Raw genomic sequence first — 25634 nt, 5'->3', positions numbered from 1 at the left:
GAACTGAGCTACTCGGCCCGCGCCAACTCCTGTGCAAGGAACGGAGCGGTTCGGCTGCCAGACGTTCGGGCCACCTGCTGAGGGGAACCCGCCACTACGATGCTGCCGCCGGCAGCGCCCGCGCCCGGCCCCACGTCGATCACCCAGTCGGCCTGGGCCACCGCGCGCATGTCGTGCTCGATCATCACCACGGTATTGCCGGCATCGACCAGGCGCTGCAACTGCACCAGCAGCCGGTCGGCATCCGACGCATGCAGTCCGGTGGTCGGCTCGTCGAGCACGTACAGGCTTCGGCCGCGCTGGCTGCGCTGAAGCTCGGTCGCCAGCTTGATGCGCTGCGCCTCGCCACCGGAAAGCTCAGTGGCCGGTTGCCCCAGGCGCAGATAGCCCAGTCCGATATCACGCAGCAGTTGCAGTGGCCTTGCCACCGCATCTTCACCCTCGAAGAATTCGCTGGCCTCGTCCACGGTCATCTGCAACACCTCGGCGATGTTGCGCCCGTTCCACTGCACCTTCAGCGTGGCCTCGTTGTAGCGTGCGCCATGGCACGTAGGGCACGGCGCGTACACGCTGGGCATGAACAGCAGTTCCACGCTCACGAAACCCTCGCCCTCGCAAGTCTCGCAGCGCCCCTTGGCAACGTTGAACGAGAACCGTCCGGCGTCATAGCGGCGGCGTCGCGCATCGGGCGTGGCGGCGAACAGCTTGCGTACATGATCGAACAGGCCGGTGTAGGTAGCCAGGTTCGACCGCGGCGTGCGCCCAATCGGTTTCTGGTCCACCTGCACCAGGCGCTGTATGGCGTCCACGTCGCCCGCCAGATGACCACCGGTCGCTTCGATCACGGCCGGCCCTTCACTGGTGGCGTTATCGGCCGCATCGTCTTCAGGCTCGTGGCCCAGGTGTAGCAGCACCAACTCCGGCAGGGCCTGCGCGACGAGGCTGGATTTGCCGGAGCCGGAGATACCCGTGACGGCTGTTAGCACGCCCAGCGGAATGCGTGCATCCACGCCATGCAGGTTGTGGCGGTGAATGCCCTGCAGCTCCAGCCAGCCGGTCGCTTCGCGTGCTCGGCTTCCCGGCGCGGGGATCTCGTCGAACAGGTAGCGTGCAGTACGCGATTCGGCAATCTTGCGCAGGCCATCCGGTTCGCCGCTGTAGAGCACGCGGCCGCCACGCTCCCCGGCATCCGGCCCGACATCGACCAGCCATTGCGCGCGGCGCATCAGGTCAAGGTCGTGCTCCACCACGAACACCGAGTTACCCGCATCGCGCAGCCGGTCGAGCGCGTCGTACAGGGCCTGGCTGTCGGAGGGATGCAGGCCCGCCGAGGGTTCGTCGAGCACGTACACGACGCCGAACAGCAGGGAACTCAATTGCGTGGCCAACCGCAGGCGTTGCAACTCGCCGGCCGAAAGCGTCGGCGTGGCTCGGTCCAGCGTCAGGTAACCCAAACCCAGCCCACGCAGTTGACGCAGGCGCGCCATCACGCCACCGGCCAGGCGCTGCGCGGCGAGGCGCTTTTCTTCCGATAGCGCCGAGGTGCGGCGCACGTCGGGCGATACCGCATGGACGGCGCGGCCGGAGGCCGCGCGTTCGGCACGGTCGCGTCGGGTCGCTTCCTTGTCCGTAGCCGCCCCCGCTGCATGGGCGCGGAAATCGCCCTGGGCGATGGGTTCGAGCAAGGCCGCCAACTGATCCAGCGGCATCTGCATGAACTCGCCGATGTCCACGCCGGCGAACGTGACCGACAGCGCCTCGGGCTTGAGCCGCTTGCCGTGGCAGGTGGGGCACGGTTTGCCCTCCATGAACCGGGACACGCGCTTTCTCATCAGCGCGCTCTGGGTGTTGGCAAAGGTGTGCAGCAAATACCGTCGGGCGCTGGTGAAGGTGCCCATGTAGCTCGGCTCCATCTTGCGTTTGAGCGCGGCGCGGGTCTCGGCAGGCGTGAAGCCGGCGTACACCGGCACCGTCGGTGTTTCCTCGGTGAACAGAATCCAGTCGCGATCCTTCTTCGGCAGGTCCTTCCACGGTCGGTCAACGTCGTAGCCCATGCTGACCAGGATGTCGCGCAGGTTCTGGCCTTGCCAGGCGGGGGGCCAGGAGGCGATCGCCCGCTCGCGGATGCTCAGGGAGGGATCGGGCACCATGTTGGCCTCGGTCACCTCGTACACATGGCCCAGGCCGTGGCAGGTCGGGCACGCTCCCTGCGGCGTGTTGGGCGAAAAATCCTCGGCGTACAGCATGGGCTGGTTGGCTGGGTAGGCGCCAGCGCGCGAATACATCATCCGCACCAGGCTGGACAAGGTGGTCACACTGCCCACAGAGGAACGCGCGTTGCTGGAGCCCCGCTGCTGTTGCAGCGCCACCGCCGGCGGTAGGCCGTCGATCGCATCGACGTCCGGTACGCCGGCCTGGTCGATCAGTCGCCGCGCATAGGGGGCCACCGACTCGAAGTAGCGCCGCTGGGCCTCGGCATAGATGGTGCCAAAGGCCAGCGAGGACTTCCCGGAGCCGGAGACACCCGAGAACACCACCAGCGCGTTACGCGGGATGGCGACATCCACGTCCTTGAGGTTGTGCTCGCGCGCGCCGCGCACTTCCACCATGCCGCTGGCGGCAGCGGTACAAGAGGATTCACCGAAAGAATTGTTTGGCATGTTTTTATCCGGTAGTTCGTCCCGCTCAGGACGGGACTTCCTGAGTTCGGGTGCCGCGGCGGCTAGCTTCGAGCGCTGCGGTGACAGAGCGGGCGTCGTAGCTGCCGCGCAGGCGGCGACCCTCGACGAAGAACGTCGGCGTGGCGTGCGCACCGCTGGCGACCGCACTGGCGAGGTCGCGCTCGACACGCTCGATCACCGCAGGGCTGTCGAGATCCGCGATGAACCGATCGACGTCGAGCCCAAGCTCTGCGGCGTAGCCGATCAGATCCTCGCGCTCCAGCGCGTGCTGACGGGTGAACACGAAGTCCAGCCACGGCCAGAACATCCCCTGATTCGATGCCGCCTCGGACGCACGCGCGGCGATCGGCCCATGCGGGTGGTGCGGCAAGTGGCGCACCACATACCGCAGGTCGTCCCCGAAGTGGGCGCGCAGATCCTCCCAAGAACCGGTAGCGTGCGCACAGTACTCGCACTCGAAGTCCACGTACTCCACCAGCGTGAGCTGCGCGTCCTCTGGCCCGCGAATGTGATCGACCTCGGGATCGACCGGCGGCTCAAGCACCATCGGCAGATCGGCGGTCTCCTCACCCCACCTGCGAGCGGCAACCTTGAAGATGAGCCACCCGAGCAACGTGGCGAGCATCATCGACACGAGCACGCCGACCGTCGCCTGGCGGCCCAGGTCGGAGGTCGTGCCGAACGCGAGCCCGATGATCAGCAGCGACACGGTGAAGCCGATCCCGGACAGCGCCGCCCCACCGAACACGCTCCCCACCCCGACGCCCTCGGGCAGCCGGCCCAGGCCGAGACGGACGGCGACGAGCGTGGTGAGCCCGATGCCCAGGAGCTTGCCGAGCACGAGCCCCGCGATGACGCCCCAGGTCACGGGCGAGCCGAAGGCCTCAGCGAGCAGCCCGCCACGCAGGTCCACCCCGGCGTTCGCCAAGGCGAAGATCGGCACGATCAGCAGCGCCGTCGGCAACCGCAGGAACTCGTGCAATCGCTCGTTCACCGAGATACCCCGGGACAGCCCGCAGTCCACCGCGCGGGCCGATGCGGCACTCGGCGACTGCCAGAAGTCGCGGAACAGTTGTCTTGCCGCAACGACCCCGTGACGTTGCGTCGCATAGGCGGGGATCAGCAGCCCCGCGGCCATCCCGGCGAGGGAGGCATGGATGCCGGAGTACAGGGTTGCGAGCCACAGCACGATCACGATCAGCACATACGGCATTGCCCGCCACTGGCGGGTGCGCCCCAGCCACCACAGCGCAACGAGACTGGCGAGGGCGATCAACAACGGGACGACCCGGATCTCCTCGCTATAGACGATGCCGATGATGGACACGGCGAGGAAGTCATCGACCACGGTCAGGGTGAGCAGGAACACACGCAACTGACCGGACAGCCGCGGACCGACGATCGCCAGGGTGCCCAGCATGAACGCCGTATCGGTGCCGACCACCGCACCCCACCCGTGCAGGCCCTGACCTCCGGCCAGCCCCACGAGCAGGACGTACACCAGAGCGGGAAGCACGACACCCGCGACACCCGCGATCAGGGCGAGACCGGCACGGCTGCGATCCCGGAGCGATCCGTGGGCGAACTCCTGACGCACCTCCAGGCCGATCAGGAAGAAGAAGACGACCATCAGGCCGTCGTTGACCCAGTGATGCAGATCCATGTGCAGGCCCAATGGCCCAAAGTTGAACCCGACGTCCAGGTGCCACAACCCGAAATAGGCATCGGATAGCGGCGAGTTCGCCCACGCCAGCGCCACAACCGTGACGATCACCAGCAGCACCGCCGCCCCGGACTCAGTGCGTAGATAGCGGGCAACTCGACTCCGTCTGATATTCGCAGAGGATTCACCGAGAGAAGCGTCTGGCATGTTCTTATTCTGTAGTTCGTGAGGTAGCGATGGGCCGATTTCGGGGGGGATATCGGTCAAGTGTACGGGCTTAGCGGCGTCGCGTCATCGAGCGAGCGCAGCCAAGTGAGCCTTTCTCCCAGCCTTCGCTCGACGCCCCTGTCCGTTGGCTGGTACCAGCCCGGCCGCGCCACGCCCTCGGGAAAATAGGTTTGCCCAGCGGCATAGCCGTTGGGCTCATCATGCGCGTAGCGGTAGCCTTCGCGATAGCCCATCTGCTTCATCAGCTTCGTCGGCGCATTGCGAAGATGGAGCGGCACAGCCTGGGAGCCGCTGCGCTTGACGAATGCCTTGGCCTGATCCCAGGCGGCATAGGCGGCATTCGACTTGGGGGCCAGAGCGAGGTAAGTCACCGCCTGGGCCAGCGGTATCTCGCCTTCGGGTGAGCCCAGCCTGTCGTAGGCCAGCGCGGCATTGAGTGCCAGTTGCAGCGCCTGCGGGTCGGCATTGCCGATGTCTTCGCTGGCCATCACCACCATGCGGCGGGTCACCTGGCTCACGTCGCCGCTGCCGTCGAGGATGCGGGCCAGCCAATACAGGGCCGCATCGGGGTCGGAGCCCCGTAGCGACTTGTGGAAGGCTGAGAGCTGCCAGTAGAACTCGTCACCGCCCTTGTCGAACCTGCGCAGCGATGGACTCGTGGACAGATTGGCGAACTCGCCATCGACCACGGTCTTGCCCGCGCCCGACGCCGCATTCGTCACCTGCTCAAGCAGATTGAGGAAGCGCCTGCCATCGCCATCGGCAAAGCCCTTTAGCAGGTCCAGCGCGTCCGCGTCCAACTTGACGCCCTGGAGATGCGGCAGTGCGCGTTCGTAGAGCTGGTTCAGTTCGTCGCTGGACAGCGGTTCGAGGGTATAGACCTGCGCGCGCGAGAGCAGTGCGGAATTGACCGCCAACCCCGGATGCTCGGTCGTCCCCCCCACCAGGGTCAGGAGCCCCGACTCGACATGGGGCAGCAGGGCATCCTGCTGCGCCTTGTTGAAGCGATGGATCTCATCGACGAAAAGCACCGTCGATCGACCATGGTTGTCCAGTTCAGCCTGGGCCTCGTCGATGGCTTGCCGGATGTCCTTCACCCCGGCCAGCACGGCCGAGATGGCGATGAATCGGCTGTCGGTCGCACTGGCGGCCAGGCGCCCCAGGGTGGTCTTGCCCACGCCTGGCGGCCCCCAGAGGATGAACGAGTGCAACTTGCCCGCCTCGAACGCGAGACGCAGCGGCTTGCCGGGGCCGAGCAAGTGCCGTTGCCCGACGAATTCATCCAGCGTCTTGGGCCGCAGGAGTTCGGCCAAGGGAGGCTTGGGCTTTGTCGTGAATAGATCGGTCAAGTTGCTCTCCCTGGCATTTCTGATAGTTGACGTTCCGATAAGGTGGGCACCTCAATCCAGAGAGCCGGATTTATCCAACGCTGTGGGCTCTTTGTCGGCAATCGCATGCATGATGATGCGAGAGCCGCGGTAGCCGATGCTGTGGTTCCATACCCAGCTCAAAGCGACGCTGAGACGATTTCGCGTACCGATCAGAAAGTAGATATGCGCGAGCTTCCAGATCCACCACGCAAAGGCACCACGCAGCTTAACCCGCCCCATGTCAATCACGGCCAGGCTGCGGCCGATGGTGGCCAGGTTCCCCTGATGCCGGTATATGAAAGGCCCGTCAGCGGACTTGCCTTTCAAACGCCGTCCAATGAGGTTGGCGACGTACTTCCCTTGCTGTTTGGCGGCCGGGGCGATGCCCGGTACGGGCTTCCCGTCGGCCATAGTGCACGAGGCGGTATCGCCGATGGCGAAGACCTCCGGGCGACCAGCCACCGTCAGGTCGGGACCAACGACCACTCGACCCGCACGATCAGACGCAGCACCCAACCAGCGAGCCGCGGGAGACGCCTTGACCCCTGCGGCCCAGACGATGGTCTTGGCCGAAAGGGGCTTGCCGCCATACACCACGCCGTCGGCCGAGCATTCGGTGACCGGCGTACCCAGCACGACCTCGACCCCGAGCTTTTCGAGTGCCTGGCGCGTATAGGCCGAAAGATCCTCTGGAAAGACCGACAACAGACGCGGGCCCGCCTCGATCAGTACAACCCGGGACGTGCTCGGGTCAATAGAGCGGAAGTCACGCGCCAGCGTGTCTCGTGCAAGCTCGGCGATGGTCCCGGCCAATTCAACCCCGGTGGGACCACCACCGATGATGACGAACGTCTGCAGCGCGGCACGCTGCTGAGGATCGCTCGTGAGCTCGGCCTCCTCGAAAGCCGCGAGGATTCGGCCCCGAATGGCCGTGGCATCTTCCAGCGTCTTCAACCCCGGCGCAAAAGCCCCCCATTCGTCGTGTCCGAAATAGGCATGGGTAGCGCCTGTCGCGAGTACGAGCGTGTCGTAGGTTTGGCGTGAGCCATTGTTGAGAATGACCTGACGCGCGTCCTGGTCGATGCCTTCCACTTCCGCCATCAAGGTGTTCACTTCCGGGCGATTGCGGAAGAGATAGCGAATAGGCCATGCGATCTCGGATGTCGAAAGTGACGCCCCTGCAACCTGGTAAAGCAAGGGTTGGAACAGGTGATGATTGCGCCGATCGATGATCGTCACATCGACCTCGGCACCAGCAAGCTCGTTGGCAACCTCGATCCCGCCGAAGCCCGCTCCGATAATGACGACGTGATGTCGGTTTTTGGAGGTCTTTGTCATAACCTGATCTCATCTCTCTCAGCGTTTCAGCGCCGATGCGTGGTATGCCATATGCTCGCCAATGAAACTGGCAATGAAGTAGTAGCTGTGGTCGTAGCCAGGGCGCAGATTCAACGTGAGCGGGTGCCCCGTCTCGTCGCAGGCTTTGCGCAGCAGATCGGGCTGAAGCTGACTCTCCAGGAACTCGTCGCCCAAGCCCTGATCCACCAGCAGCGGCAGACGCTCCTGCACGGTGCGAATCAGCTCCACGGTGTCGTACTGCTTCCACGCCTCCCGGTCGCTGCCCAGGTACGCCTCGAAGGCCTTGTGTCCCCAGGGAACCTGGGTGGGCGCGACGATGGGCGAGAAGGCCGAGACGCTTCGATAACGGCCCGGGTTGCGCAGGGCGATGACCAGGGCGCCATGCCCGCCCATGGAATGGCCGCTGATGCTCCGCTCCGCCGTCACGGGAAAGTGGGCCTCGATCAGCGCCGGTAGTTCCTGCACCACGTAGTCATACATCCGATGATTCGCAGCCCAGGGTTCCTGCGTGGCGTTGACGTAGAAACCCGCCCCCTGTCCGAGGTCATAGGCGGGATCGTCGGCAACGCCTTCGCCGCGTGCGCTGGTATCGGGCGCGACGACGGCAATGCCATGTTCGGCTGCGTAGCGCTGGACGGCGGACTTGGTGATGAAGTTCTGCTCGGTGCAGGTGAGGCCTGAAAGCCAGTACAGCACCGGCACCTTGCTGTGCTGTGCCTGCGGAGGCAGATAGACGCCGACCTTCATCGTGCAACCGAGCGTCGTGGATTCATGCTGATAAACGTCCTGCCAACCATCAAAGCTGGCGTGATGTTCGATGCGTTCCATGGTGTTCTCCTATGTTCAAAGGAACGGCGCAGCTCTCGCGCACCAGGACGGCAGCTCTTCAGGAAGATTTCTCTTCCGCTGCCGTGTCACCGTGGGCGTGTCTGATCCTGCGCACGATCCACCAGATCGTCAGCATCACCGCAGGCACCAGAACCGCCATCACCGGCGCCACGCTGTCGTGAACCATCGGAATGCCCTTGAGTAAATAGCCGAGAAGACTCACGACGTAATAAGAAATTGCCGCGACCGACAGGCCTTCGACGGTTTGCTGAAGGCGCAATTGCATCTTGGCCCGGTTGTTCATCGACGCAAGCAGATCGCGGTTCTGGCGTTCAAGCTCGACGTCGATCCAGGAACGCAGCAACGCGATGGCCCGGGTCAGCTTGTCGGAGAGCTTGGTCTGGCGCTCCTTTACGGATTGGCATGTCCGCATGGCGGGAGCGATGCGACGCTGCAGGAAATCCGCCCAGGTGAAGTACCCGGATACGGCTTCTTCCGAAAGCGCTGCCAGCCTTTCCTCGACGATCTCGTAGTAGGCACGGCTGGCGCCGAAGCGATAGAGATTCGCCGCAACGCCAGCTTCCAGCTCGGCAGCCAGGGCGGTCAATTCGGACAGCAGCACGTCGCTGTCGCGCCGTTCCACCAAGCTCGTACACATCTCGTCGGTGATCGCCGCAAGGCGCGACTCCATGCGCCGCAGCTCCGACGTCATCGACCGCGTCAACGGCAAGGACAGCAACGCCAAGGTGCGGTAAGTCTCGATCTCCAGCAGACGTTGAGCCAGCGCACCCGCCCGCGCCGGGGTCAAATCGCGGGCCAGGACGAGCATCTGCGTCAGGCCATCCTCATCCTGTCGAAAGTCGGTCAGGATGGCGGCAGAGCCGTTCTCCACCAGCGAGTAGCACAGGCTGGCAGGATCGAAGCGATCGACCTCCTTCTCCGTTTCCGGCGTCCACGGAAGAAGTCTCAAACGGATGCCGGATACGACCGGGCCGGGAGGAACAAATCCATGCTTGAACGGATTTTCGCCGCACGGCTCTCCCGTCTCGGAATCCAGCGAAGCGCACCATAGATACGTCGAGAACTCGGTGTGCTTTTCGCAGTGCAGGTCTCCTTCATCCCATGTCACGCCGTGAAGCGGCGTAGCATGGTCGGGTTCGGCAACGCCGAAGCGATGAGACAACTCACTCATCGCCATCTGATCCCTGGCCTGATCGCCTTCGGTAATGAAAGCGAGCTGCAATATGCTGCGGGGGGCCTGAATCAACAGATGCGGGCGCGCATGCACTTCACCCACGGCCGCAGCACGATCGGCATAGGCCGGCATGCCGTACACGGTGGCGGTCGGGGCGGGTTGTACGGTCGTCGTATTGATGTTGGCCGGCTCTTGCATAACGACCTCATTTCTCATTGGTTGAAAAACACGCTTCAAAGCAAATGCCCGCAGCCATGCGTTTCGCACATGGCTGCGGGCCGATCTTCATGAGCGGGCACCGCTCTACACGGTCCGTCCAATAGGCTCGCCGTGTAGAGGCTTGTGCTGGCCTTTTCAGAACGCCCTCAGCTTCCTGGCTTTCAGACGAAGGTGTACGCGCAAACCTTGTTGCCCGCCGGATCACGCAGGTAGGCCGCATAGGCACCCGGCAGGTGGCCACGCGGGCCGGGCTGGCCCTCGTCGGTGCCGCCTGCGGCAAGGCCGGCGGCGTGGAAGGCGTCCACTTCGGCGGGAGTGGCGGCCGCAAAGCCGACCGTCACGCCGTTGCCGGAAGGCGCTTCACCATTGCCCGGACGAGCGATGATGAAAGCCGGCTTTTCGCGACCGAAAAGCACCCATCCGTTGCCGAAAGGACCGAGGTTCTTGATGCCGAGAGCACCCAGAGCGGCGTCATAGAACGCGGTCGACTTCTGGAGGTCGGCGGCGCCGACGAAGACGTGCGAGAAGATACCGTCGCCGGAAATGACAGGATTGGACATGGTTAATTTCCTTGGTGGTTGGTGTTGAATGGATAGTGGGTGATCAGTAGTGGATCACCGTGCGAATCGACTTGCCTTCATGCATCAGGTCGAAGGCCTTGTTGATGTCGTCGAGGCCCATGGTGTGGGTGACGAACGGGGCGAGATCGATCTCGCCTTTCATTGCGTCTTCCACCATGCCGGGAAGCTGAGTGCGGCCCTTGACCCCACCGAAAGCCGAACCCTTCCAGGTGCGACCGGTGACCAACTGGAACGGGCGGGTCGAAATTTCCTTGCCAGCACCAGCCACGCCGATGACGATCGACTGGCCCCAGCCGCGGTGGGCAGCTTCCAGAGCCGAACGCATCACGTCGACGTTGCCGATGCACTCGAAGGTGTGATCGACACCCCAGCCGGTCATCTCGATCAGAACCTCGTGAATCGGCTTGTCGAAGTCCTTCGGGTTGAGACATTCGGTCGCGCCGAAGGTACGAGCCAGTTCGAACTTCGCCGGATTGGTATCGATGGCGATGATGCGGCCCGCTTTGGCCTGGCGTGCACCTTGAATCGCAGCGAGACCGATGCCGCCGAGGCCGAAGATGGCCACCGAGTCGCCGGGCTGTACCTTGGCCGTGTTGTGCACGGCGCCGATGCCGGTGGTCACGCCGCAGCCCAGCAGGCAGACGTGCTCGGGATTGGCGTCCGGGTTGATCTTGGCCAGCGAGACTTCGGCGACGACCGTGTATTCGCTGAAGGTCGAGCAGCCCATGTAGTGGTAAAGCGGCTGACCGTTGTACGAGAAGCGAGTCGTACCATCGGGCATCAGCCCCTTACCCTGGGTTGCACGAACCGCGACACACAGGTTGGTCTTGCCGGACTTGCAGAACAGGCACTCGCCGCACTCGGCGGTATAGAGGGGAATGACGTGATCGCCAGGCTTCACGCTGGTCACACCTTCACCCACCTCCACGACGATACCCGCACCTTCATGACCCAGCACGACCGGGAAGAGACCTTCGGGGTCGTCGCCCGACAGGGTGAAGGCGTCGGTATGACAAACGCCGGTGTTCGTGATCTTGATGAGCACCTCGCCCTTGCGCGGCGGCTCGACGTCGATCTCGACGATTTCTAGCGGCTTTCCTGGCCCAAAGGCAACTGCTGCACGTGATTTCATGATGTCGCTTCCTTTACTAGCTAACTAAATTTGCCCTCACCGAGGGCACCCTGGTGCCTCTACCGCAGATAGGAGCGGACGATAGAGATGGTCTCGTCAATGGACTTGTTCTGCGAATCGCTCCTGATTTCGCTACTGGGAAACTCTTCCCGCAGATAGCTCTCCAGAACGGTTGCCATCAATCCGTTGACTGCCCCACGAACGGCCGCAAGCTGCTGAAGAATTGCAGGACATTCCGCACCTGCATCAAGCGCTTGCTCAAGAGTCGCTACCTGACCTTTGATGCGCCTGATGCGCGTCAGTGCTTGCTTCTTTTCTTCCGGGCTGTGTGGCATCGAACACCTCTCTACTTGGGTACATCGCCGCATTATACAATACTCCCCCATAGTATATGCGGCCGAACTTCGCCACAAATTCTGTGCTCTTCGAGCACTCTTACAGGCTAGTACAGATTTGTTCCCAAGAAGCGCAAAACATTCAAATCAATGAATATTTTTTGCATGTATCGACAGCATCGGGGCAAGTTCAAAACTGGTCAAACTGGAAAAATCTATGTGCAGATAGACATGGCCTATGTACACGGATTCATCGAGCTGAAGCTATCAAGATGACCCCGGCTAGGCGACCTTACGACCCGAGTACCGAGCATTCCGCAGTGCAGGCAACATCTGACCGTCCCAGTCGCGATCGACTGCAACCTGGGCCTGTTCTTGGTTTCGTTCGAGCGCATCTACGTCAAGATCAGCGATCGCCCATGTCTGCGTGCCGCAAGTCGTCGCGAGAATGCCATCCTCCGGGAATCCACGATCCATTGGTGCGTAGATCGTGGCCTCGCCAGTGTTCGTGTCCAGCGCCGGACTCCAGTCGGCAGTTCCAGTCGTCACGGCCTGCGCGATGAACATTCGGTTCTCCAGTGCCCGCGCCATGCAGCCCACACGGACCCGGGTTGCACCTGCTCGGGTGTCGGTACAGCTCGGGACCAGCAGCAGGCGCGCCCCCGCCTCTCGCTGGGCTCGCACGGGCAATGGAAACTCACTGTCGTAGCAGACAGCGATGCCGGCACGCACGCCTTTCAGATCGAACACCTTGAGTTCGTCGCCACCCTCGATGACGCCGGTGTCTTTCTCGAACCCCGTTAACTGCAATTTGTCCTGGTAGTCGCGTGTACCGTCAGGCGCAAACCACCAAGCCCGGTTGCGATAGCGGTTCAGTCCAACCTGGGTCAAAAACGTACCGGCCTGAATGGTCATGCATAACTCGCGCGACAAGTCGGCATACAGTGCCAGCCACGGAGACTGCAAGGCCTGCAGCGCGGCCAGAGAGGCGTTGAAATCATGGCGAATGCTCGGCTCGCACGTTGCAGCCAGTTCGAGGGATAGATACTCGGGCAACACGGCCAGTTCCGCCCCGCCACGACGCGCCTCCTCCAGAACCAGTCGCTGCCGCGCAGCAAATGCCTCGAAGTCCGTGGGCTGGCCCACTGCGTATTTCGCAACTGCCACTTTCATTTCGCGTTCTCCAGGGAGTGCAGCCACATCGTGAGCGTCTGCTCGGTTTCGCTTGGCTCACCCACCTGCTTCCAGGGCAGCGTAACCTTCATGTCCGACTGCCGCACGTAGCCACGACGGGTCCAGAAGGGATCATTACTGCGGTAGTTGGAAGGACGCCGAGGATCGTCGTCTGCTCGATCCACCGACGCAAACGATGTCCACTGCATGCCGCCCAACGAACGAGCATGCGCTTCGCGTTCGTCAAAGAAGCGGTGGCCCAGGCCAAGCCCCCGGAAGGCCGGGAGCAGGACTGATTCGCCGCAGTAAAACACTGCCTCCATCGGGACTCCTCGATCGGCGAACGGCACCTGGAAGGCCGGCTCTGCATCGCCGAGAGGCAACCCCGTGGACGCACCCACGACCAGGTCATCAGCGAGCGCGAGCACCAGCAGGCTGTCTGCCGAACGAGCGTACATGGAAAGGTAGTGCTTCTCGTATTCGATGTCGCCCTCGTACAGGTATGGAAAGCTGCGGAAGACCTTCGCCCGCAGATGTGCCACGGTGTCGAACCATTCGGCAATGTCCGATCCACGACGAACCAGCACCTGCACGTCGCTGGTCATTTCAGGCATCCCCTCCGACCTGTGCGATCCAGTCGCCGAGGTTGTAGTAGTTGGTGACACGAGCGATCTTGCCATCGCGGATGTCGAAGAACGCGCCACCCGGCAGCACGTAGCGCTGGCCCTGTGCTTCCGGCAGTCCGTCGTCCGTCACTTTGTATTCGCCATGCACCACATACTCCGCGCCTGCGCGCAGGCCGTCGGCGCTGACCATCACCACGATGCCGCGCAGTTGCTCGCCATAGCAGCGATCCATGCGCCGCAGGAAGGCGCGGAAGGCTTCGCGACCGACCTCACGAGCGCCTTGGTTCAAGTCGTGCGCAACGTCATCGGTCAACATGGACAGCATGGCCTCGCGATCGCCGCGGTTGAAGGCGTCGTAGTAGGCGGTGATGAGAGTCGCAGCGTTCATTCGCGTTCCTTGTTGGGTTGTTAGGCGCGGAGCATTCGGGGGTGTTGCCAGTTTGGGCAACCGCGCCTCCCTTGTATATGGAATTGTTGCGATTTTATAATTCCACTATCTGGAACAATTAACGAGCAGCGAAACTGGCCATGAGGTGTTCGTCATGAACAAGGAAATGGAACTACTGCGCATCTTTCGGGTGGCGGCCGAAAGCAGCAGTTTTCGCGATGCGGCCGTCCGGCTGGGGACTTCTCCGCAAGGTGTCACCCGTGCCATCCAGCAACTGGAGCAACACTACGGCGAGGTGTTGTTTCATCGAAGCACACGCCAGGTGCGCATCACCGCCTTCGGCGAAGGGCTGTTAGACCAGGTGCGCCCGGCATTGGAGCGGTTCGAGGATCTATGGCGGACGCCTGGGTCCGACCAGCAGGCATCCCTGTCCGGCACGGTTCGCATCACCGCACCGCACAGTTTGGGCACCAGAGCGGTGCTGCCTGCACTGGAACGCGTGGCCGCGCGTCATCCTGGTATCACTCTGGATGTGCGCCTGTCCGATCGCATCAGCAACACGGTTGACGAAGGGATTGACGTTGGGATCAGGGTCGGATTCATGCGCGATAGCCGCTTCGTCGCGCGCAAGGCGGCCGACATGAGACTCCCAATCGTTGCCGCTCCGCGCCTGATCAAGAAAGTGGGTGTACCTGAAAACATCGATGCGCTAAGCAGCCTGCCGGTCACCGTGGCCTTGGATATCAATACCGGCCGCCCCTGGCCTTGGCACTTCAAGGCGGGACGCCAGTGGACACCCACCGCTCCCACCCTCGTCGCCGACAACGCCGACATGGAAATGGGGGCAGCGTTGGCCGGAATCGCGTTCGCGCAACTGGCGGACTACATGGCTGCCCCCTACATTGCCAGCGGGAAGCTCGTGCGAGTGCTGGAGACCGAAGAACCTCCGGCATGGGGGTTGTACGTCTATCGGCCTCAGCGTGGCCCCATTCCGGGAAGGGTTCGAGCGGTATTTGATGAAATGCTGGTCGCCGTTGGATCGTTGCCAGCTTTGCGCTGACACGCCGCAAGACGCTGTAGGACACCTGCCTTGGAAAGCGGGGCACTGAGCCTCGGCGGTTCACCCCTCCGTTTGAATGATGAGCCGACCGTCTGCCCCTTGCGCCAAGTGCAGATCGGTCGGCCATGCAATCCAATGCCGGCGAACGATTAGATATAAATAAATTGCCGGTACAACCCATCCAACTGATGACGGATATCTTCCACGCGCTGCTCGTCGCCAGTATCAGTAAATTCGAGCAACTGTTGCTCCTTGGCAGTAATTTGGTCGCAAAGGTCGGACAAATTCTCGCAAAAAGCCTCGGTATGAACTGTGGGCTCCTCCGTACTCGTCTCTTCTCCTGCTAGTTTTCGCACAGAGGAGACCGGAGAAATTCCATTTTCTTCGTTAAAGGCAATTTGAAGCTGCCTGCGCCTATTTGTCTCATCGATCGCCTGTTTCATCGCCGGAGTCGTCACGTCGGCGTACAAGATCGCCTTTCCGTTTTCATTCCGAGCAACTCGACCTATCATCTGAATGAGTGCCTGGGCCGACCGCAGGAAGCCTGCCCGATCCGCATCGAGAATAGCAACCAATGATGCCTCGGGAATATCCAGCCCTTCGCGCAAAAGGCTAATCCCAATCAAAACATCGAACTCTCCTGCGCGCAGGCCATTGATGATCTCAACACGATCCTCCGCTTTTATGTCCGAATGCATGTAGCGCGCTCGAATCCCATGGTCCGTCAAGAAATCCGTTAGCTCTTCTGCACTGACCTTCGTCAGCGTGGTCACGAGCACGCGATTTTTCTTCTTCACGCACTTCGATATTTCAGCAAGCAGATCATCTATGTACCCATCCGATTTGCGCACCTCAACCTCGGGATCAAGCAGTCCCGTCGGCCTGATAACCTGTTCGACAACCCTGTCTTTCGACACCTTCAACTCGTAGTCACCCGGCGTCGCGGAAACGAAGATGGTCTGTGGCTTGACCTTCTCGAATTCACCAAAGTTCAACGGGCGATTGTTCTTAGACGAAGGCAAGCGGAACCCGTAATCTATCAACGTCTCCTTGCGCGCCTGATCCCCCCGGTACATTGCGGATATCTGTGGCACCATGACGTGGGATTCATCGACGAACAGAAGCCCATCTTTCGGCAGGTAATCCAGCAATGTGATCGGAGGCGAGGCCGGGTCCCGGTCGCTGAAGTAGCAGGAATAATTCTCCATCCCCGAACAATAGCCTACCTCGCGCATCATCTCCACGTCATGCGTGATCCGCTCGTACAGCCTGTTTGCCTCGACCAAGCGATTATTTCTGTTAAGCTCGGCAACCCGCTCTTCCATATCAGCGAGTATCTTCTTGGACGCGGAATCTATTTTATTCGTGGGCGGTGCAAAAAGCGTCTTTGGCGAAACCAAGTAATGGTCAATTGCCCCCAGCGTTTTACCTGTAACAGGGTCTAGCCATTGAACAGACGCAACAGAGTCATCCAGCAGTTCCACCCGAACTGCCCTATGCTCGGAATCAGCAGGAAAGATATCGATCACATCACCTTGCACCCGAAACGTTGCACGTTTGAGAGTGCGCTCAGTGCGATCATATTGCAGCAGAGCCAAGCGACGAATCAGCTCTCTCTGGTTTATTTTGACGCCAGGGGACAGAGCGATCTGTAACGCTCGGTACGCATCCGGGTCACCCAGGCCGTAGATTGAAGACACCGAAGCGACGACGATCACATCGCGGCGCTCAATCAAGGATTTGGTCGTGGACAGGCGTAGGCGCTCAAGGTGGTCGTTGATGGCCGAGTCCTTTGGAATGAAACGATCGGTGCCCGGCATATAGATCTCGGGCTGAAAATAATCGTAGTAGGAAACGAAGTACTCGACAGCATTCTCGGGAAAGAAGTGCTTCATTTCACCATAAAGCTGCGCGGTCAACGTCTTGTTAGGAGCCAAGATCAATGTGGGCCGCTTCAGACGATGAATCACATTCGCCATCGTAAAGGTCTTACCTGAGCCGGTGATACCTTTCAGCGTCTGGTGTGTCGCACCTTCTTCTATGTCCGACAGTAGGCGCGCTATCGCCTCTGGCTGGTCCCCCGCCGGCGTATAGCTGGAGTGCAGAATGAACGTACCGGTTGACATTAGATATCTCCTAATTGAGCTACTTCAATTTGTCCTGATGTATCGGCTATTTCAGAAGACCTATAGCAGTACCAAACTGGGGTGTAAATGACGGCGATCCTGCCGCGCCCCACCTGGGCGCAGGCGTCGCCAACATGATAGCCCAACACATGGGCGGGCTTCCCAGTGCATATCCGCCGATCGCCACGACGTCAGCCAGCGGCCCGTCTGCCAATGCACCTGGAGCCACTCGCCTCGTTGAGCGCCGACATCGAGCCGTGGCGGGCGAGGTTGCTCTGTACGCCCAATGTGTGGCGCCGGCTCCCGCCGATACGCGCCTTTGTCTCTCTCAGCCCTCCAGACGAGGCGTTGGAAACGTGGAGCTACGTCGCCCCTCTAAAGATGCACGATCTCAACATTCGGCCATTTGCCTGCAAGGTACTCGGCCACTAGCCTCCGATGGCAGTGATGGGGCTTGTCTTCGCTGCAAAGCAGGCAACTGTTATCAATCTTTTCTTTATCGATTGACTCAATCTTTCGGGACGACATTAAATCCAGAAATTTCCTGGCGTAGATATCCCAATCTCCCCCTTTTATTTTATATTCCTCGAACATGTCTTTGGTTGGAGCAAGTGCTGGTAGATGTTCATATTCCATCCCGCACAACGCCTCGGAAAAATATCGAAGATCCTCGCGTTTAGCGAAGCCGGCCAATTGCGAAACATTATTCAGGCGAACATCGACAAGGCGCTTGGCACCAGAAGCACTTAACTTGGTGAAGAAGGACCGCGCGGAGGTCTTAGTGAATCCAATCGTGAATATCTTCATCTGCCTCATTCCCCTCGTTCCTTCATCCATAAATGGCTGTTATTGAGCTACCGCCAGGCATGTCCGTCAATCGCAGCTAAGGAAACGCTGGGGGCATGGTGTACTAGCTGCGCCACAACGGCCACGGCAGGCTCCATTCTCTCGCCGCTTCAACGACTCGCGGCCACGACCCGAACAGCTCAAGAGCTTAGCACCGCCTTTTGCGGTTGCGTGCCTCACCACTCACGCTTACTCCCTTCCAGAACGCGCCAACTGCTAAGCTACATGAGGACGACTCGCCCCACAGCGCGAAGCACCTGTGTTCGCGCTATTGGCTGTCCCGTGCGTTGTGGTGCTGACCGTCGATGACGAGTCGAACCTACTGTATGGGCACTGCGCGCAGCAGCCTTTCATGCGTGCCAGCTATGTGTCCAAGGTTGGACGCGGATCGAAGCGTGCGCAGGGTTTTTCGTGAAAGTATAAAATCTAATCAACTTTATCAGAAGAAAATATATGATCGTAAGAAACTTTGAATACTTGCTTGCTTTGCACCGTGAAGGCCATTTTGGCAACGCGGCCAAAAGCTGCAATGTTTCTCAGCCGACACTCTCCGCGGGCATTAAGCAATTGGAGGAAGACATGGGTGTCGAGATCGTGCGTCATGGCCGACGCTATGACGGCCTCACTTCTGAAGGGATGCGCGTACTGTCTTGGGCTCAGCAGATGTATGACGACTGCAAAGGGCTGGAGCGAGAACTCTCCGCACTACGGCGAGGTATAGAGGGGCAATTCCGGCTAGGGATACTCCCAGGAACTGCCGGTGTAGCGCCCACATTAAGCATCGCCCTTGCTGAAAAAACGCCCTTACTTCAACAATCAGTTCTGGTTTCCGGCGCTTCTTCCCTGCTACAGGCGATTCGAGAAAACAATTTGGATATCGCACTCATGCATTTGGAGGATATCCCAGGGGAAGACTTCGATACTCACCTTCTGTACCGTGAACGCATTTTCCTTTTTCACGCCGCGAGAACACAGCAACCCCGAAGCACAACGTGGGACCATGTTCTCAATAGACAACTCTGCGTGCTGAACTCGGCAGTACCTGAACCCATTCAAGATAGGCTGACGCAATGTACCGCACAGACTATTCGCACTGATTCAATTGACGTGCTATCGGCACACGTGGCGACAGGAAAATATTCGGCAGTTCTTCCGCAATCTCTCGCCGGCCAACTCGCGCACATTCCAAATCTCCACGCAATCGCAATCAATGGACCAATGTCGCACTCAAATGTCGGATTCGTTGCTGGGAAAAATGCGTTCGAGGCACCGTCATCGCGTGCATTGCTCGAAATGGTGCACACCCCCGAACTCGCTGCCACGCTTCAATCCGTTATATCGATCCATCGTCGGTTCCAGCCCAAAGCAGACTCATCTCAAAGCCCCCTGAAATAGCGAGTCTTGAAGAGCAACTCTGTATTGCTTCAACCAGGCGAAGATTGCAGGCATGCCGTGTGCGCCGCTAACAGGCGCCACGTGCTGAGCAACCCATCGAAGTCCACCAGGTCCAGGGGCAACTAGGGGGACAGGAGTACCTGCTGCGTGCGGCGTCCTCATGTTTCGCTGGGTCGAGCTGACTGTTCCTAGATCAAGCTAGGAGGCGCGATGTAGCGATGATCGTTGCCCTCTCCCGGCTAGGAGACGAGCACGGCTCGACGAGCCCGCGTAGATAGATTGTGCCTATCTGCACATAGATTATTCCAGTTTGACCACTTCTGAGCTTGATCCTATGCTGTCAAGACCGCAGAAGGAGACGCGGCCAACGGCTAGGCAGTACCACGATCGTTCTTCTTGACAGCGGTAAGTCTCGTTTCCCACTTCGATTTAGAAGATGGAAACATTAACGCACAGAGGTGACGAAATGACTCCGACCGGTAACCGAATCGTGACTTTCGAGAAGCCCTTGGAAATGAAGGTCAACACCTTCAAATTTCCAGAGCTGATAACCCCTCAAGGGAAAAGCGCACCCCATGGCGCTATCCTCAAAATAGTTACCACAAATATCTGTGGCAGCGACCTTCACATTTATCGCGGTTCGTTTGCTGTTCCCAAGGGAATGACCATGGGCCATGAAATGACCGGCGAAGTGATCGAAGTGGGATCAGACGTCGAAGTCGTGAAGAAGGGCGACATCGTTTCCGTTCCCTTCAATGTGGGGTGTGGGCGTTGTTACAACTGCAAGCATATGCGCTCCGATGTATGCGAGAACACCAACCCCGAAATCGACTGCGGAGCCTACGGGTTCAACCTCGGTGGCTGGACGGGGGGCCAAGGTGATTATCTCTTCGTACCGTATGCGGATTTCAATCTCCTTCGCTTCCCTGACAAGGATGCCGCCATGGAAAAAATCCGCGATCTGACCCTTCTCTCTGACGTACTACCCACAGCTTTCCATGGGTTCGCTGGCCCAGACTGGCCAGCCGCACCGGCCTACGTCGTCGGCGAGAACATCCTGATCTTCGGTGCCGGGCCGGTCGGCAGAGCGGGTGCCGCCTGCGCCAGACTTCTGGGTGCAGGCGCCATCATCGTTGCCGATTACATTCAAGAGCGGCTGGACCTTCTCAAGCCACACGGCGTGGAAACCATCAACCTTTCCGACGGCGTGCCGATCGAGGAGCATCTCGAACGCATTACCGGGCACAGGGAGGTGGATCGCGTCATCGACTATGTTGGTGTGGACTGCCGCGGGTTTGGCGCGGAGGCTGACAAGATCGTGGAGAGCGCTGTTACCAACGCAATGCTCAAATATGTCCGCTTCGGCGGAATGACCAGTACGGTCGGTGTGTACTGCGCAAACCCGATCTCGAAAGACCCGAAAGCCAAGAAAGGCCATATGGATCTGGAATGGTCCAACGCCTGGATCAAGTCGCCGCGAATGTCGGCTGGTCAATCTCCGACGGCCAACTACAACCACGCGTTAATGCGGGCGATACTGAACGATCGCATGCCTTACCTTTCGCCGATGATGAACACTAAGTTCATCAAGCTCGAAGACGCGCCCGCCGCGTACAAGGAGTTCGACGCGGGTTCTGCATACAAGTACGTCATCGACCCGCATGGTTCAGTGCGGCAGTAAGCATCCGGCGCGGGCTAAGCATCAGGATGTCTCACACTTTCTGGTGAGAGGCATTCTGGCTCCGCAGGTCCCCGGCCAGCAACTGGAGCCGGCGAATATTTTCGCCGGCATTTGCCTGCTGCCCCAAGGCGTTGTGATTTTGACGGGGTACTTGCCTTGGCTCGGGCCAGGAGCAGAGCCTCAGCATCCGCAGGTGATGATCAACCGCAGGCGTGTTCGGGCGCCTGGTTCGCAATCGACCAAGGGTCGGACGGAGGCGATGCACGGCGTCCATTGACGTGCATGGCTGGACATAGCCTTCGTCTGATCCTGACCACCCCACGGACTTGATCAGGCTCGCCTGGTGTTGTGCCGGCCTCGGGCCATCGCACGATCAACCCAGCCCTGGCTCATTCAGCCAGAAGTTTCCAAAGACGTGGCCGAACTCGCCGCCGCCAGAATGGCAGTCACTTCTATAGGGAGATAGCACAGTGTTGGATAAGTCGGAACGGGAGGGTGGCCTATGGAGCTGCGCCATCTTCGCTGCTTCGTAGTTCTTGCTGAGGAGCTACATTTCACGCGGGCGGCTGAGCGCCTGCATATCGAACAACCACCGCTATCACGAGCCATCAAGGAACTTGAGGACGAGTTGGGCGTAGTGCTCTTCGACCGCAACCGGCGAGGAACAGTTCTGACGGCGGCGGGTGCGGTCTTCTTGCAAGATGTACGCCGTCTATTCACTGTGCTGGAACAGGCTCGTGAAAACGCCAAGGCTGTGGCAGCGGGCTTGCGCGGTAGCCTGCGCATTGCAGTATCAGATGGAGCTATCGATCCACGGCTGTCGGCATTTCTGGCTCGTTGTCGCGCCGAGGAGCCGGAGATCGAAATACGCTTGTCAGAGGTGCCTCTGGCAGAGCAAGTGCGTGGCTTGCGTTCGGGCGACTTCATGATCGGGTTCGCGCACACGGCCGATGTCGGCGACGGTATCGCTGCCGAAGCAATCTGGCGCGACCCGCTGGTGATTGCTGTGCCAGCTCGACACTCATTGCTCACCTACAAGGAGGTGCCACTTCAAGAACTCCAAGGCCATCCACTTGTCCTGTGCGACCCGCAGGTATGCGAGGGCTATTGCCGCGAACTCAAGCGGCTGCTCAACACGTTGGAGCACAAGCTGAATGTTGTCGAGGAAGTATCCTCGCTCGACATGATGCTCACCTTGGTCGGCGCCGGCTACGGCATCGGCTTCATGACGGCGACCAAGATTCCCATCTCCCAACGGCCGGATGTGGTGATCCGCCCCTTGGCGATGGATTCTGCCGTGATCACGACCTACCTGCTTCGGCCCGACGGCAGCAATTTATCGGCTTCGGTGGAGCGATTTATCGTTCGCCTACGCGACTCTTCGGACGGTTGACGAAGCCTGGCAGGCCAGACACTCAGGGATCAGTGTCGGCACGCAGATTGCGTTCGGTCGCCGTCATCAGGTCAGCCGCGCTTATTCCGAGTGCCGTAGAAATTTTCAGTATGAGCGGAAGCGTGGGCACGTGCTCACCACGCTCGATCTTACCCATGTGAGAACGCGAAATGCTTGCCCGAGATGCGAACTCGTCTTGCGCGACTCCCTGAGCGACGCGCGCAGCGCGCACGGCCTGTCCGAAGGCTAACGCCGACTCGGATTCATACGTCGATGTGCCAGAAGGACGGCCTGGCTGAATTGTTGATTTCTGCATTAGCAGAAGCGTCAAACAATCTGCCACAATTAACCACGTTAAAAATAACGACGTTAAACTTCACTCTTTCCTGCGACGCTGGTTTGCCTTTCTGGACAGATCGCTTATTGGGGGCCCTCATGCATGACGCCACCAGCCAGTTTTCCCATTTCAGGCTTGCTATCGCACCTGGAGTGCCATCCTCTTGCCTCACAACGCTTCTTGCCCTACAGCGAGCGGAGGAGCCGGAAGTCACCATCGCGTTCTTTGAGACCTCAGGCGACGACCTGATGACGGGCCTTGAGGAAGGCCGCTATGACGCTGGAATGTCGCTTCGGAACACTGGTGCTCCGGCCGTGAAAAGCCAGCCGCTCTGGGTCGAGAACATGGCCGTTGCAATGCCGCTGGGGTCCCCCTTACTTGCCCAGGCGAAAATCACGCTTGCCGAGCTTCTGGACTATCCGGTGTTTCGCTGGCCGACGGAGGCATGCCTACTGCTCGATCAGCGACTGTCTTCCCTTCCGTTGAGCCAACAGAGCATTCAGCATGTGACTTCGTTCGAGATGATGGCGCTTTGGGTCACCGCTGGCTACGGAGTGGGGCTCTCCGCGCAATCGCGCATTGAGCGTGCCCATGCGTGGGGGATCACTATGCGCCCGCTTTCAGACGGCCCCTACGAGATCGTGACATACCTGCAGCGGCCCCACGCCCAAGCCGACTCCGTTTTTGAGCGGTTCGAGCGCAGAGCGATGGAAGTTGCCAGGGCAGGCGCTGCGTAGCAGGCGCCCGCGGCCATAGGTTGAAGCGCGAGTGTCAGGCACCCTCAAGCACCACTGCGCTATCAACCAACCGGCGGACGCTTTGCCGCACATCCTCGGGGATGGGGTGCGGGGCAATAGTCTCGGGCGTATCCGCATGGTGCTGGTAGTCGCCCGTGATGACCCGGATGATCGCGGGCACGTTGGTCGGCGTGACCGTATCAATGGCCGCGCGGTCCCCCAGGTCAGGGTGCGGCTGGGTCAGCATGCGGTACAGGTCCCACGAATCCGCGTGTGGATACTGATTCATGAGCACCTGAGCCAGCCTGTGCTTGAGCGGTACAAGTTGCCAGTCGGGAACGCGTTGTCCCCGGTTGCCCAAGCTGATGGACAGCAGCTTGCCCGCCTTCAGCTCGCGGTTGATCTGGTCCTTGGATTTTCCGGCCAGCTTGCCGAACAGCGGGACCGGCAGGTTGTTCGGCGACTCGTACATGGCCAGCATTTCTTCCCGCTCGCGCTGGATTGCAGAGACTTCGGGCTCCGGGGCATGCGTCGGCGGTGGCGGCACCTGCGACAGCCGCTGGAACGTGATCCCGCCGCTGTTCGGGGTCACGACGATGGGCGTGGCCACCACTGGCGGGGCGACGGAGGGAGCCTGCTCGGCCACCGCGGGGGCCGCGTCCATCGCGTCCTCCACTTCCGCCATCGCCGGCACCCCGTCGATACGGATGGTCAGGTGCGCGCTCGCGGCTCCCACTTCGCCCTGTTCGAGCAGGTCGAGGCGATCGGCCCAGTCCTGCATCATCCGGCGGCGCGGCTCCACGTACTTGGCGTGGTTGTAGGCCGAACTCACCTTGTTCGGGTCGGAGTGCGAAAGTTGCGCGTCCACCCAAATCTTGGGGTAGCCGATCTCGTTGAGCGCCGTCGAGATGGTGCCACGAATGCCGTGGCCGGTCAGACGCCCCTCGTAGCCCATGAGCTGCAAGGCCTTGTTGAGAGTGTTCTCGCTGATGCGCTTCTTGAGTTCGCTACGGTGCGACAGCAGGTATTTTTGCGCCGGCCGCATTGCGCCCAGGAGGTAGCGGACGATCTCGATGGCCTGCAGGGACAGCGGCACGATATAGGGGGGCACGTCCTGCGGCCGCTTCCCCGCCTTGCGCATTTCGTCCTGGAGCTGCTTGACGATCTGCGGCGGGATGATCCACAAGCCCCTGTCGAGGTCGAACTGTTCAGGTTCGGCCAACCGCAGTTCGCCGGTGCGCACCCCGGTCAGGAACAGTAGCCGGACGCCAAGCTGGGTCTGCCAGCCACGGGGGTTGTAGAGCCGGAGCCTCTGAAGGAACTCGGGCATCTCGGGCAGGTGCAGGTAGGGGTTGTGGGCCACCGGGGGCTTGGGCTCGGCCACCACGTCCAGGTCCGCGGCCGGGTTGACTTCCAGTCCCTCGGCGATGACCAGCGCATATCGGAACATCTGGTTGAACCAGGTGCGGACTTTCTCGGCGGTGGTGAACGCCTTGCGCTTCTCGATCGCCGCCAGGACGCCCAGGAGCTGGGGGCGACGAATGTCGTAGATCGACATCTTTCCCAGAGTGGGCAGCACGTCCTTGTTGAAGATGCGCAGGATCTGGGAAAGCGTGCTCTGACGGCCTTCCTTGAGTTCCTTGCGGCGATGCTCTACCCAAGCATCGAAGACGGTCTTGAAGGTGTATTCGCCCGCCAGCTTGGCCGCGTGCCGTTTCTGGTCGCGCTCGACCTGGGGATCGATCCCCCTGGCGAGCAGGGCCTGGGCCTTGTCCCGCTCGGTCCGGGCCTCGCGCAGGCTGAGGGCAGGATAGCCACCCAGGCACAGGCGCTTTTGCTTGCCCAGCCAGTAGTAGCGGAATTGCCATGACTTGCCGCCTGCGGCTGAGACCATCAGGCCCAGGCAGTCGTTGTCGGAGAGGGTGTAGCGTTTTCCGGTGGTCTTCGCCTGCCGGACGGTCAGATCAGAGAGCGCCATTTCGAGACTCCTAAGTAATGACTTAGGCCCTATGCTCGTCATGGTTCCCGCTCAGCCCCAGCAACTATCCGGTAGCCAACCCACCCATATTCTTGTGCCTTATTTGGTCACTCAAAAACGGTAGCTGTGGGTGGATTTCCGTGGCACTCGCTGGAATGAAAAAAGGAGCCGAAGCTCCTTTTTTCAATGACCTACAGACCCCAGTAGAAGTCTGTGGATCAAAATTTGGAGCGGGAGACGAGTCTCGAACTCGCGACCTCAACCTTGGCAAGGTTGCGCTCTACCAACTGAGCTACTCCCGCA

The 25634-nt window shown here is 60.5% G+C and carries 21 protein-coding genes and 1 tRNA gene; 5 read left to right on the top strand and 17 right to left on the bottom strand.

All coding sequences use genetic code 11. The annotated features are described in order from the left end of the window. Positions 1-8 precede the first annotated feature (8 nt). The 12 genes from PCE31106_RS21015 to PCE31106_RS20960 form a co-directional block, all read right to left on the bottom strand. Positions 9-2660: an excinuclease ABC subunit UvrA gene (locus PCE31106_RS21015; protein ID WP_029885973.1), complete on the bottom strand. Its 2652-nt coding sequence runs from the start codon at positions 2658-2660 to the stop codon at positions 9-11. A 25-nt stretch (positions 2661-2685) separates the two neighbouring features. Continuing rightward, the gene (gene nhaA / locus PCE31106_RS21010; protein ID WP_029885974.1) at positions 2686-4551 is read right to left on the bottom strand and encodes a Na+/H+ antiporter NhaA; all 1866 of its coding nucleotides are present in this window, start codon (positions 4549-4551) and stop codon (positions 2686-2688) included. A 56-nt stretch (positions 4552-4607) separates the two neighbouring features. Beyond that, a complete protein-coding gene (locus PCE31106_RS21005) occupies positions 4608-5921 on the bottom strand; it encodes a replication-associated recombination protein A (RefSeq protein ID WP_006402503.1) in 1314 nt (437 codons plus the stop codon). A gap of 51 nt (positions 5922-5972) precedes the next feature. Then, positions 5973-7280 carry an NAD(P)/FAD-dependent oxidoreductase gene (locus PCE31106_RS21000; protein ID WP_023103888.1) on the bottom strand — a complete coding sequence of 436 codons (1308 nt, stop codon included), beginning with the start codon at positions 7278-7280 and terminating at the stop codon, positions 5973-5975. Positions 7281-7298: 18 nt separating this feature from the next. After that, the gene (gene fghA / locus PCE31106_RS20995) at positions 7299-8129 is read right to left on the bottom strand and encodes an S-formylglutathione hydrolase (protein ID WP_023103887.1); all 831 of its coding nucleotides are present in this window, start codon (positions 8127-8129) and stop codon (positions 7299-7301) included. Positions 8130-8187: 58 nt separating this feature from the next. After that, the gene (locus PCE31106_RS20990; protein ID WP_023435206.1) at positions 8188-9522 is read right to left on the bottom strand and encodes a DUF3422 family protein; all 1335 of its coding nucleotides are present in this window, start codon (positions 9520-9522) and stop codon (positions 8188-8190) included. A gap of 182 nt (positions 9523-9704) precedes the next feature. Next, positions 9705-10103 (bottom strand): VOC family protein, encoded by a 399-nt coding sequence (locus PCE31106_RS20985; protein WP_023435205.1) that lies wholly within the window; start codon positions 10101-10103, stop codon positions 9705-9707. Positions 10104-10146: 43 nt separating this feature from the next. Then, on the bottom strand, positions 10147-11256 hold the full coding sequence (locus PCE31106_RS20980; RefSeq protein ID WP_023435204.1) for an S-(hydroxymethyl)glutathione dehydrogenase/class III alcohol dehydrogenase: 1110 nt from the start codon (positions 11254-11256) through the stop codon (positions 10147-10149). 59 nt (positions 11257-11315) lie between these two features. Continuing rightward, complete coding sequence (frmR, locus tag PCE31106_RS20975) at positions 11316-11591, bottom strand: formaldehyde-responsive transcriptional repressor FrmR (protein WP_007182548.1); 276 nt, start codon at positions 11589-11591, stop codon at positions 11316-11318. Positions 11592-11873: 282 nt separating this feature from the next. Then, positions 11874-12764 (bottom strand): carbon-nitrogen hydrolase family protein, encoded by an 891-nt coding sequence (locus tag PCE31106_RS20970; protein ID WP_006402492.1) that lies wholly within the window; start codon positions 12762-12764, stop codon positions 11874-11876. Continuing rightward, a complete protein-coding gene (locus tag PCE31106_RS20965) occupies positions 12761-13369 on the bottom strand; it encodes a GNAT family acetyltransferase (RefSeq protein WP_023435203.1) in 609 nt (202 codons plus the stop codon). Before PCE31106_RS20965 ends, PCE31106_RS20970 begins: the two co-directional genes overlap by 4 nt. A gap of 1 nt (position 13370) precedes the next feature. Next, positions 13371-13778 carry a ketosteroid isomerase-related protein gene (locus PCE31106_RS20960; protein WP_023435202.1) on the bottom strand — a complete coding sequence of 136 codons (408 nt, stop codon included), beginning with the start codon at positions 13776-13778 and terminating at the stop codon, positions 13371-13373. Positions 13779-13932: 154 nt separating this feature from the next. Here PCE31106_RS20960 and PCE31106_RS20955 point away from each other — a divergent pair, with 154 nt between their 5' ends. Then, positions 13933-14838, top strand: coding sequence for a LysR family transcriptional regulator (locus PCE31106_RS20955; protein ID WP_023435201.1), 906 nt, complete (start codon positions 13933-13935; stop codon positions 14836-14838). Positions 14839-14987: 149 nt separating this feature from the next. Here PCE31106_RS20955 and uvrB read toward each other — a convergent pair whose 3' ends face one another. Both uvrB and PCE31106_RS20940 read right to left on the bottom strand, forming a co-directional pair. Next, positions 14988-16964 (bottom strand): excinuclease ABC subunit UvrB, encoded by a 1977-nt coding sequence (uvrB, locus tag PCE31106_RS20950; protein WP_023435200.1) that lies wholly within the window; start codon positions 16962-16964, stop codon positions 14988-14990. Between the two features lie 375 nt (positions 16965-17339). Then, positions 17340-17771 (bottom strand): DUF488 domain-containing protein, encoded by a 432-nt coding sequence (locus PCE31106_RS20940; protein ID WP_029885976.1) that lies wholly within the window; start codon positions 17769-17771, stop codon positions 17340-17342. Between the two features lie 492 nt (positions 17772-18263). Between PCE31106_RS20940 and PCE31106_RS20935 the strand changes: the two genes are divergently transcribed. From PCE31106_RS20935 to PCE31106_RS20925, 3 genes are all read left to right on the top strand, one after another. Further along, positions 18264-19205, top strand: a complete 942-nt coding sequence (locus PCE31106_RS20935) for a LysR family transcriptional regulator (RefSeq protein WP_054572497.1) — start codon at positions 18264-18266, stop codon at positions 19203-19205. A gap of 466 nt (positions 19206-19671) precedes the next feature. Beyond that, positions 19672-20886, top strand: a complete 1215-nt coding sequence (locus PCE31106_RS20930) for a glutathione-independent formaldehyde dehydrogenase (protein ID WP_009459598.1) — start codon at positions 19672-19674, stop codon at positions 20884-20886. A gap of 502 nt (positions 20887-21388) precedes the next feature. After that, the gene (locus PCE31106_RS20925) at positions 21389-22279 is read left to right on the top strand and encodes a LysR family transcriptional regulator (protein WP_023435198.1); all 891 of its coding nucleotides are present in this window, start codon (positions 21389-21391) and stop codon (positions 22277-22279) included. 22 nt (positions 22280-22301) lie between these two features. On the opposite strand, the gene PCE31106_RS20920 is transcribed toward PCE31106_RS20925, so the two are convergent. Continuing rightward, entirely contained in the window at positions 22302-22595 is a 294-nt protein-coding gene (locus PCE31106_RS20920; RefSeq protein WP_009459591.1) for a helix-turn-helix domain-containing protein, read from the bottom strand. On the opposite strand from PCE31106_RS20920, the gene PCE31106_RS20915 reads away from it, so the two are divergent. Beyond that, positions 22553-23353: a substrate-binding domain-containing protein gene (locus PCE31106_RS20915; protein WP_426789288.1), complete on the top strand. Its 801-nt coding sequence runs from the start codon at positions 22553-22555 to the stop codon at positions 23351-23353. The genes PCE31106_RS20920 and PCE31106_RS20915 overlap by 43 nt on opposite strands. A 34-nt stretch (positions 23354-23387) precedes the next feature. Here the strand turns inward: PCE31106_RS20915 and PCE31106_RS20910 are convergent, their stop codons facing one another. After that, positions 23388-25331, bottom strand: a complete 1944-nt coding sequence (locus PCE31106_RS20910; RefSeq protein WP_023435196.1) for a tyrosine-type recombinase/integrase — start codon at positions 25329-25331, stop codon at positions 23388-23390. Positions 25332-25557: 226 nt separating this feature from the next. Continuing rightward, positions 25558-25633, bottom strand: a tRNA-Gly gene (locus tag PCE31106_RS20905). Position 25634: the final 1 nt, after the last annotated feature.

The organism is Pandoraea cepalis (genome assembly GCF_902459665.1).
GTDB lineage: Bacteria > Pseudomonadota > Gammaproteobacteria > Burkholderiales > Burkholderiaceae > Pandoraea > Pandoraea cepalis.
This window is presented reverse-complemented; position numbering and strand designations above follow the sequence as displayed.

What these genes read in the sequence shown, in the direction of transcription:
- PCE31106_RS21015 (WP_029885973.1), bottom strand. Translation starts at nt 2,660, where the DNA reads ATGCCAAACAATTCTTTCGGTGAATCCTCTTGTACCGCTGCCGCCAGC.
- nhaA (WP_029885974.1), bottom strand. Translation starts at nt 4,551, where the DNA reads ATGCCAGACGCTTCTCTCGGTGAATCCTCTGCGAATATCAGACGGAGT.
- PCE31106_RS21000 (WP_023103888.1), bottom strand. Translation starts at nt 7,280, where the DNA reads ATGACAAAGACCTCCAAAAACCGACATCACGTCGTCATTATCGGAGCG.
- fghA (WP_023103887.1), bottom strand. Translation starts at nt 8,129, where the DNA reads ATGGAACGCATCGAACATCACGCCAGCTTTGATGGTTGGCAGGACGTT.
- PCE31106_RS20990 (WP_023435206.1), bottom strand. Translation starts at nt 9,522, where the DNA reads ATGCAAGAGCCGGCCAACATCAATACGACGACCGTACAACCCGCCCCG.
- PCE31106_RS20985 (WP_023435205.1), bottom strand. Translation starts at nt 10,103, where the DNA reads ATGTCCAATCCTGTCATTTCCGGCGACGGTATCTTCTCGCACGTCTTC.
- PCE31106_RS20980 (WP_023435204.1), bottom strand. Translation starts at nt 11,256, where the DNA reads ATGAAATCACGTGCAGCAGTTGCCTTTGGGCCAGGAAAGCCGCTAGAA.
- frmR (WP_007182548.1), bottom strand. Translation starts at nt 11,591, where the DNA reads ATGCCACACAGCCCGGAAGAAAAGAAGCAAGCACTGACGCGCATCAGG.
- PCE31106_RS20970 (WP_006402492.1), bottom strand. Translation starts at nt 12,764, where the DNA reads ATGAAAGTGGCAGTTGCGAAATACGCAGTGGGCCAGCCCACGGACTTC.
- PCE31106_RS20965 (WP_023435203.1), bottom strand. Translation starts at nt 13,369, where the DNA reads ATGACCAGCGACGTGCAGGTGCTGGTTCGTCGTGGATCGGACATTGCC.
- PCE31106_RS20960 (WP_023435202.1), bottom strand. Translation starts at nt 13,778, where the DNA reads ATGAACGCTGCGACTCTCATCACCGCCTACTACGACGCCTTCAACCGC.
- PCE31106_RS20955 (WP_023435201.1), top strand. Translation starts at nt 13,933, where the DNA reads ATGAACAAGGAAATGGAACTACTGCGCATCTTTCGGGTGGCGGCCGAA.
- uvrB (WP_023435200.1), bottom strand. Translation starts at nt 16,964, where the DNA reads ATGTCAACCGGTACGTTCATTCTGCACTCCAGCTATACGCCGGCGGGG.
- PCE31106_RS20940 (WP_029885976.1), bottom strand. Translation starts at nt 17,771, where the DNA reads ATGAAGATATTCACGATTGGATTCACTAAGACCTCCGCGCGGTCCTTC.
- PCE31106_RS20935 (WP_054572497.1), top strand. Translation starts at nt 18,264, where the DNA reads ATGATCGTAAGAAACTTTGAATACTTGCTTGCTTTGCACCGTGAAGGC.
- PCE31106_RS20930 (WP_009459598.1), top strand. Translation starts at nt 19,672, where the DNA reads ATGACTCCGACCGGTAACCGAATCGTGACTTTCGAGAAGCCCTTGGAA.
- PCE31106_RS20925 (WP_023435198.1), top strand. Translation starts at nt 21,389, where the DNA reads ATGGAGCTGCGCCATCTTCGCTGCTTCGTAGTTCTTGCTGAGGAGCTA.
- PCE31106_RS20915 (WP_426789288.1), top strand. Translation starts at nt 22,553, where the DNA reads ATGTGCCAGAAGGACGGCCTGGCTGAATTGTTGATTTCTGCATTAGCA.
- PCE31106_RS20920 (WP_009459591.1), bottom strand. Translation starts at nt 22,595, where the DNA reads ATGCAGAAATCAACAATTCAGCCAGGCCGTCCTTCTGGCACATCGACG.
- PCE31106_RS20910 (WP_023435196.1), bottom strand. Translation starts at nt 25,331, where the DNA reads ATGGCGCTCTCTGATCTGACCGTCCGGCAGGCGAAGACCACCGGAAAA.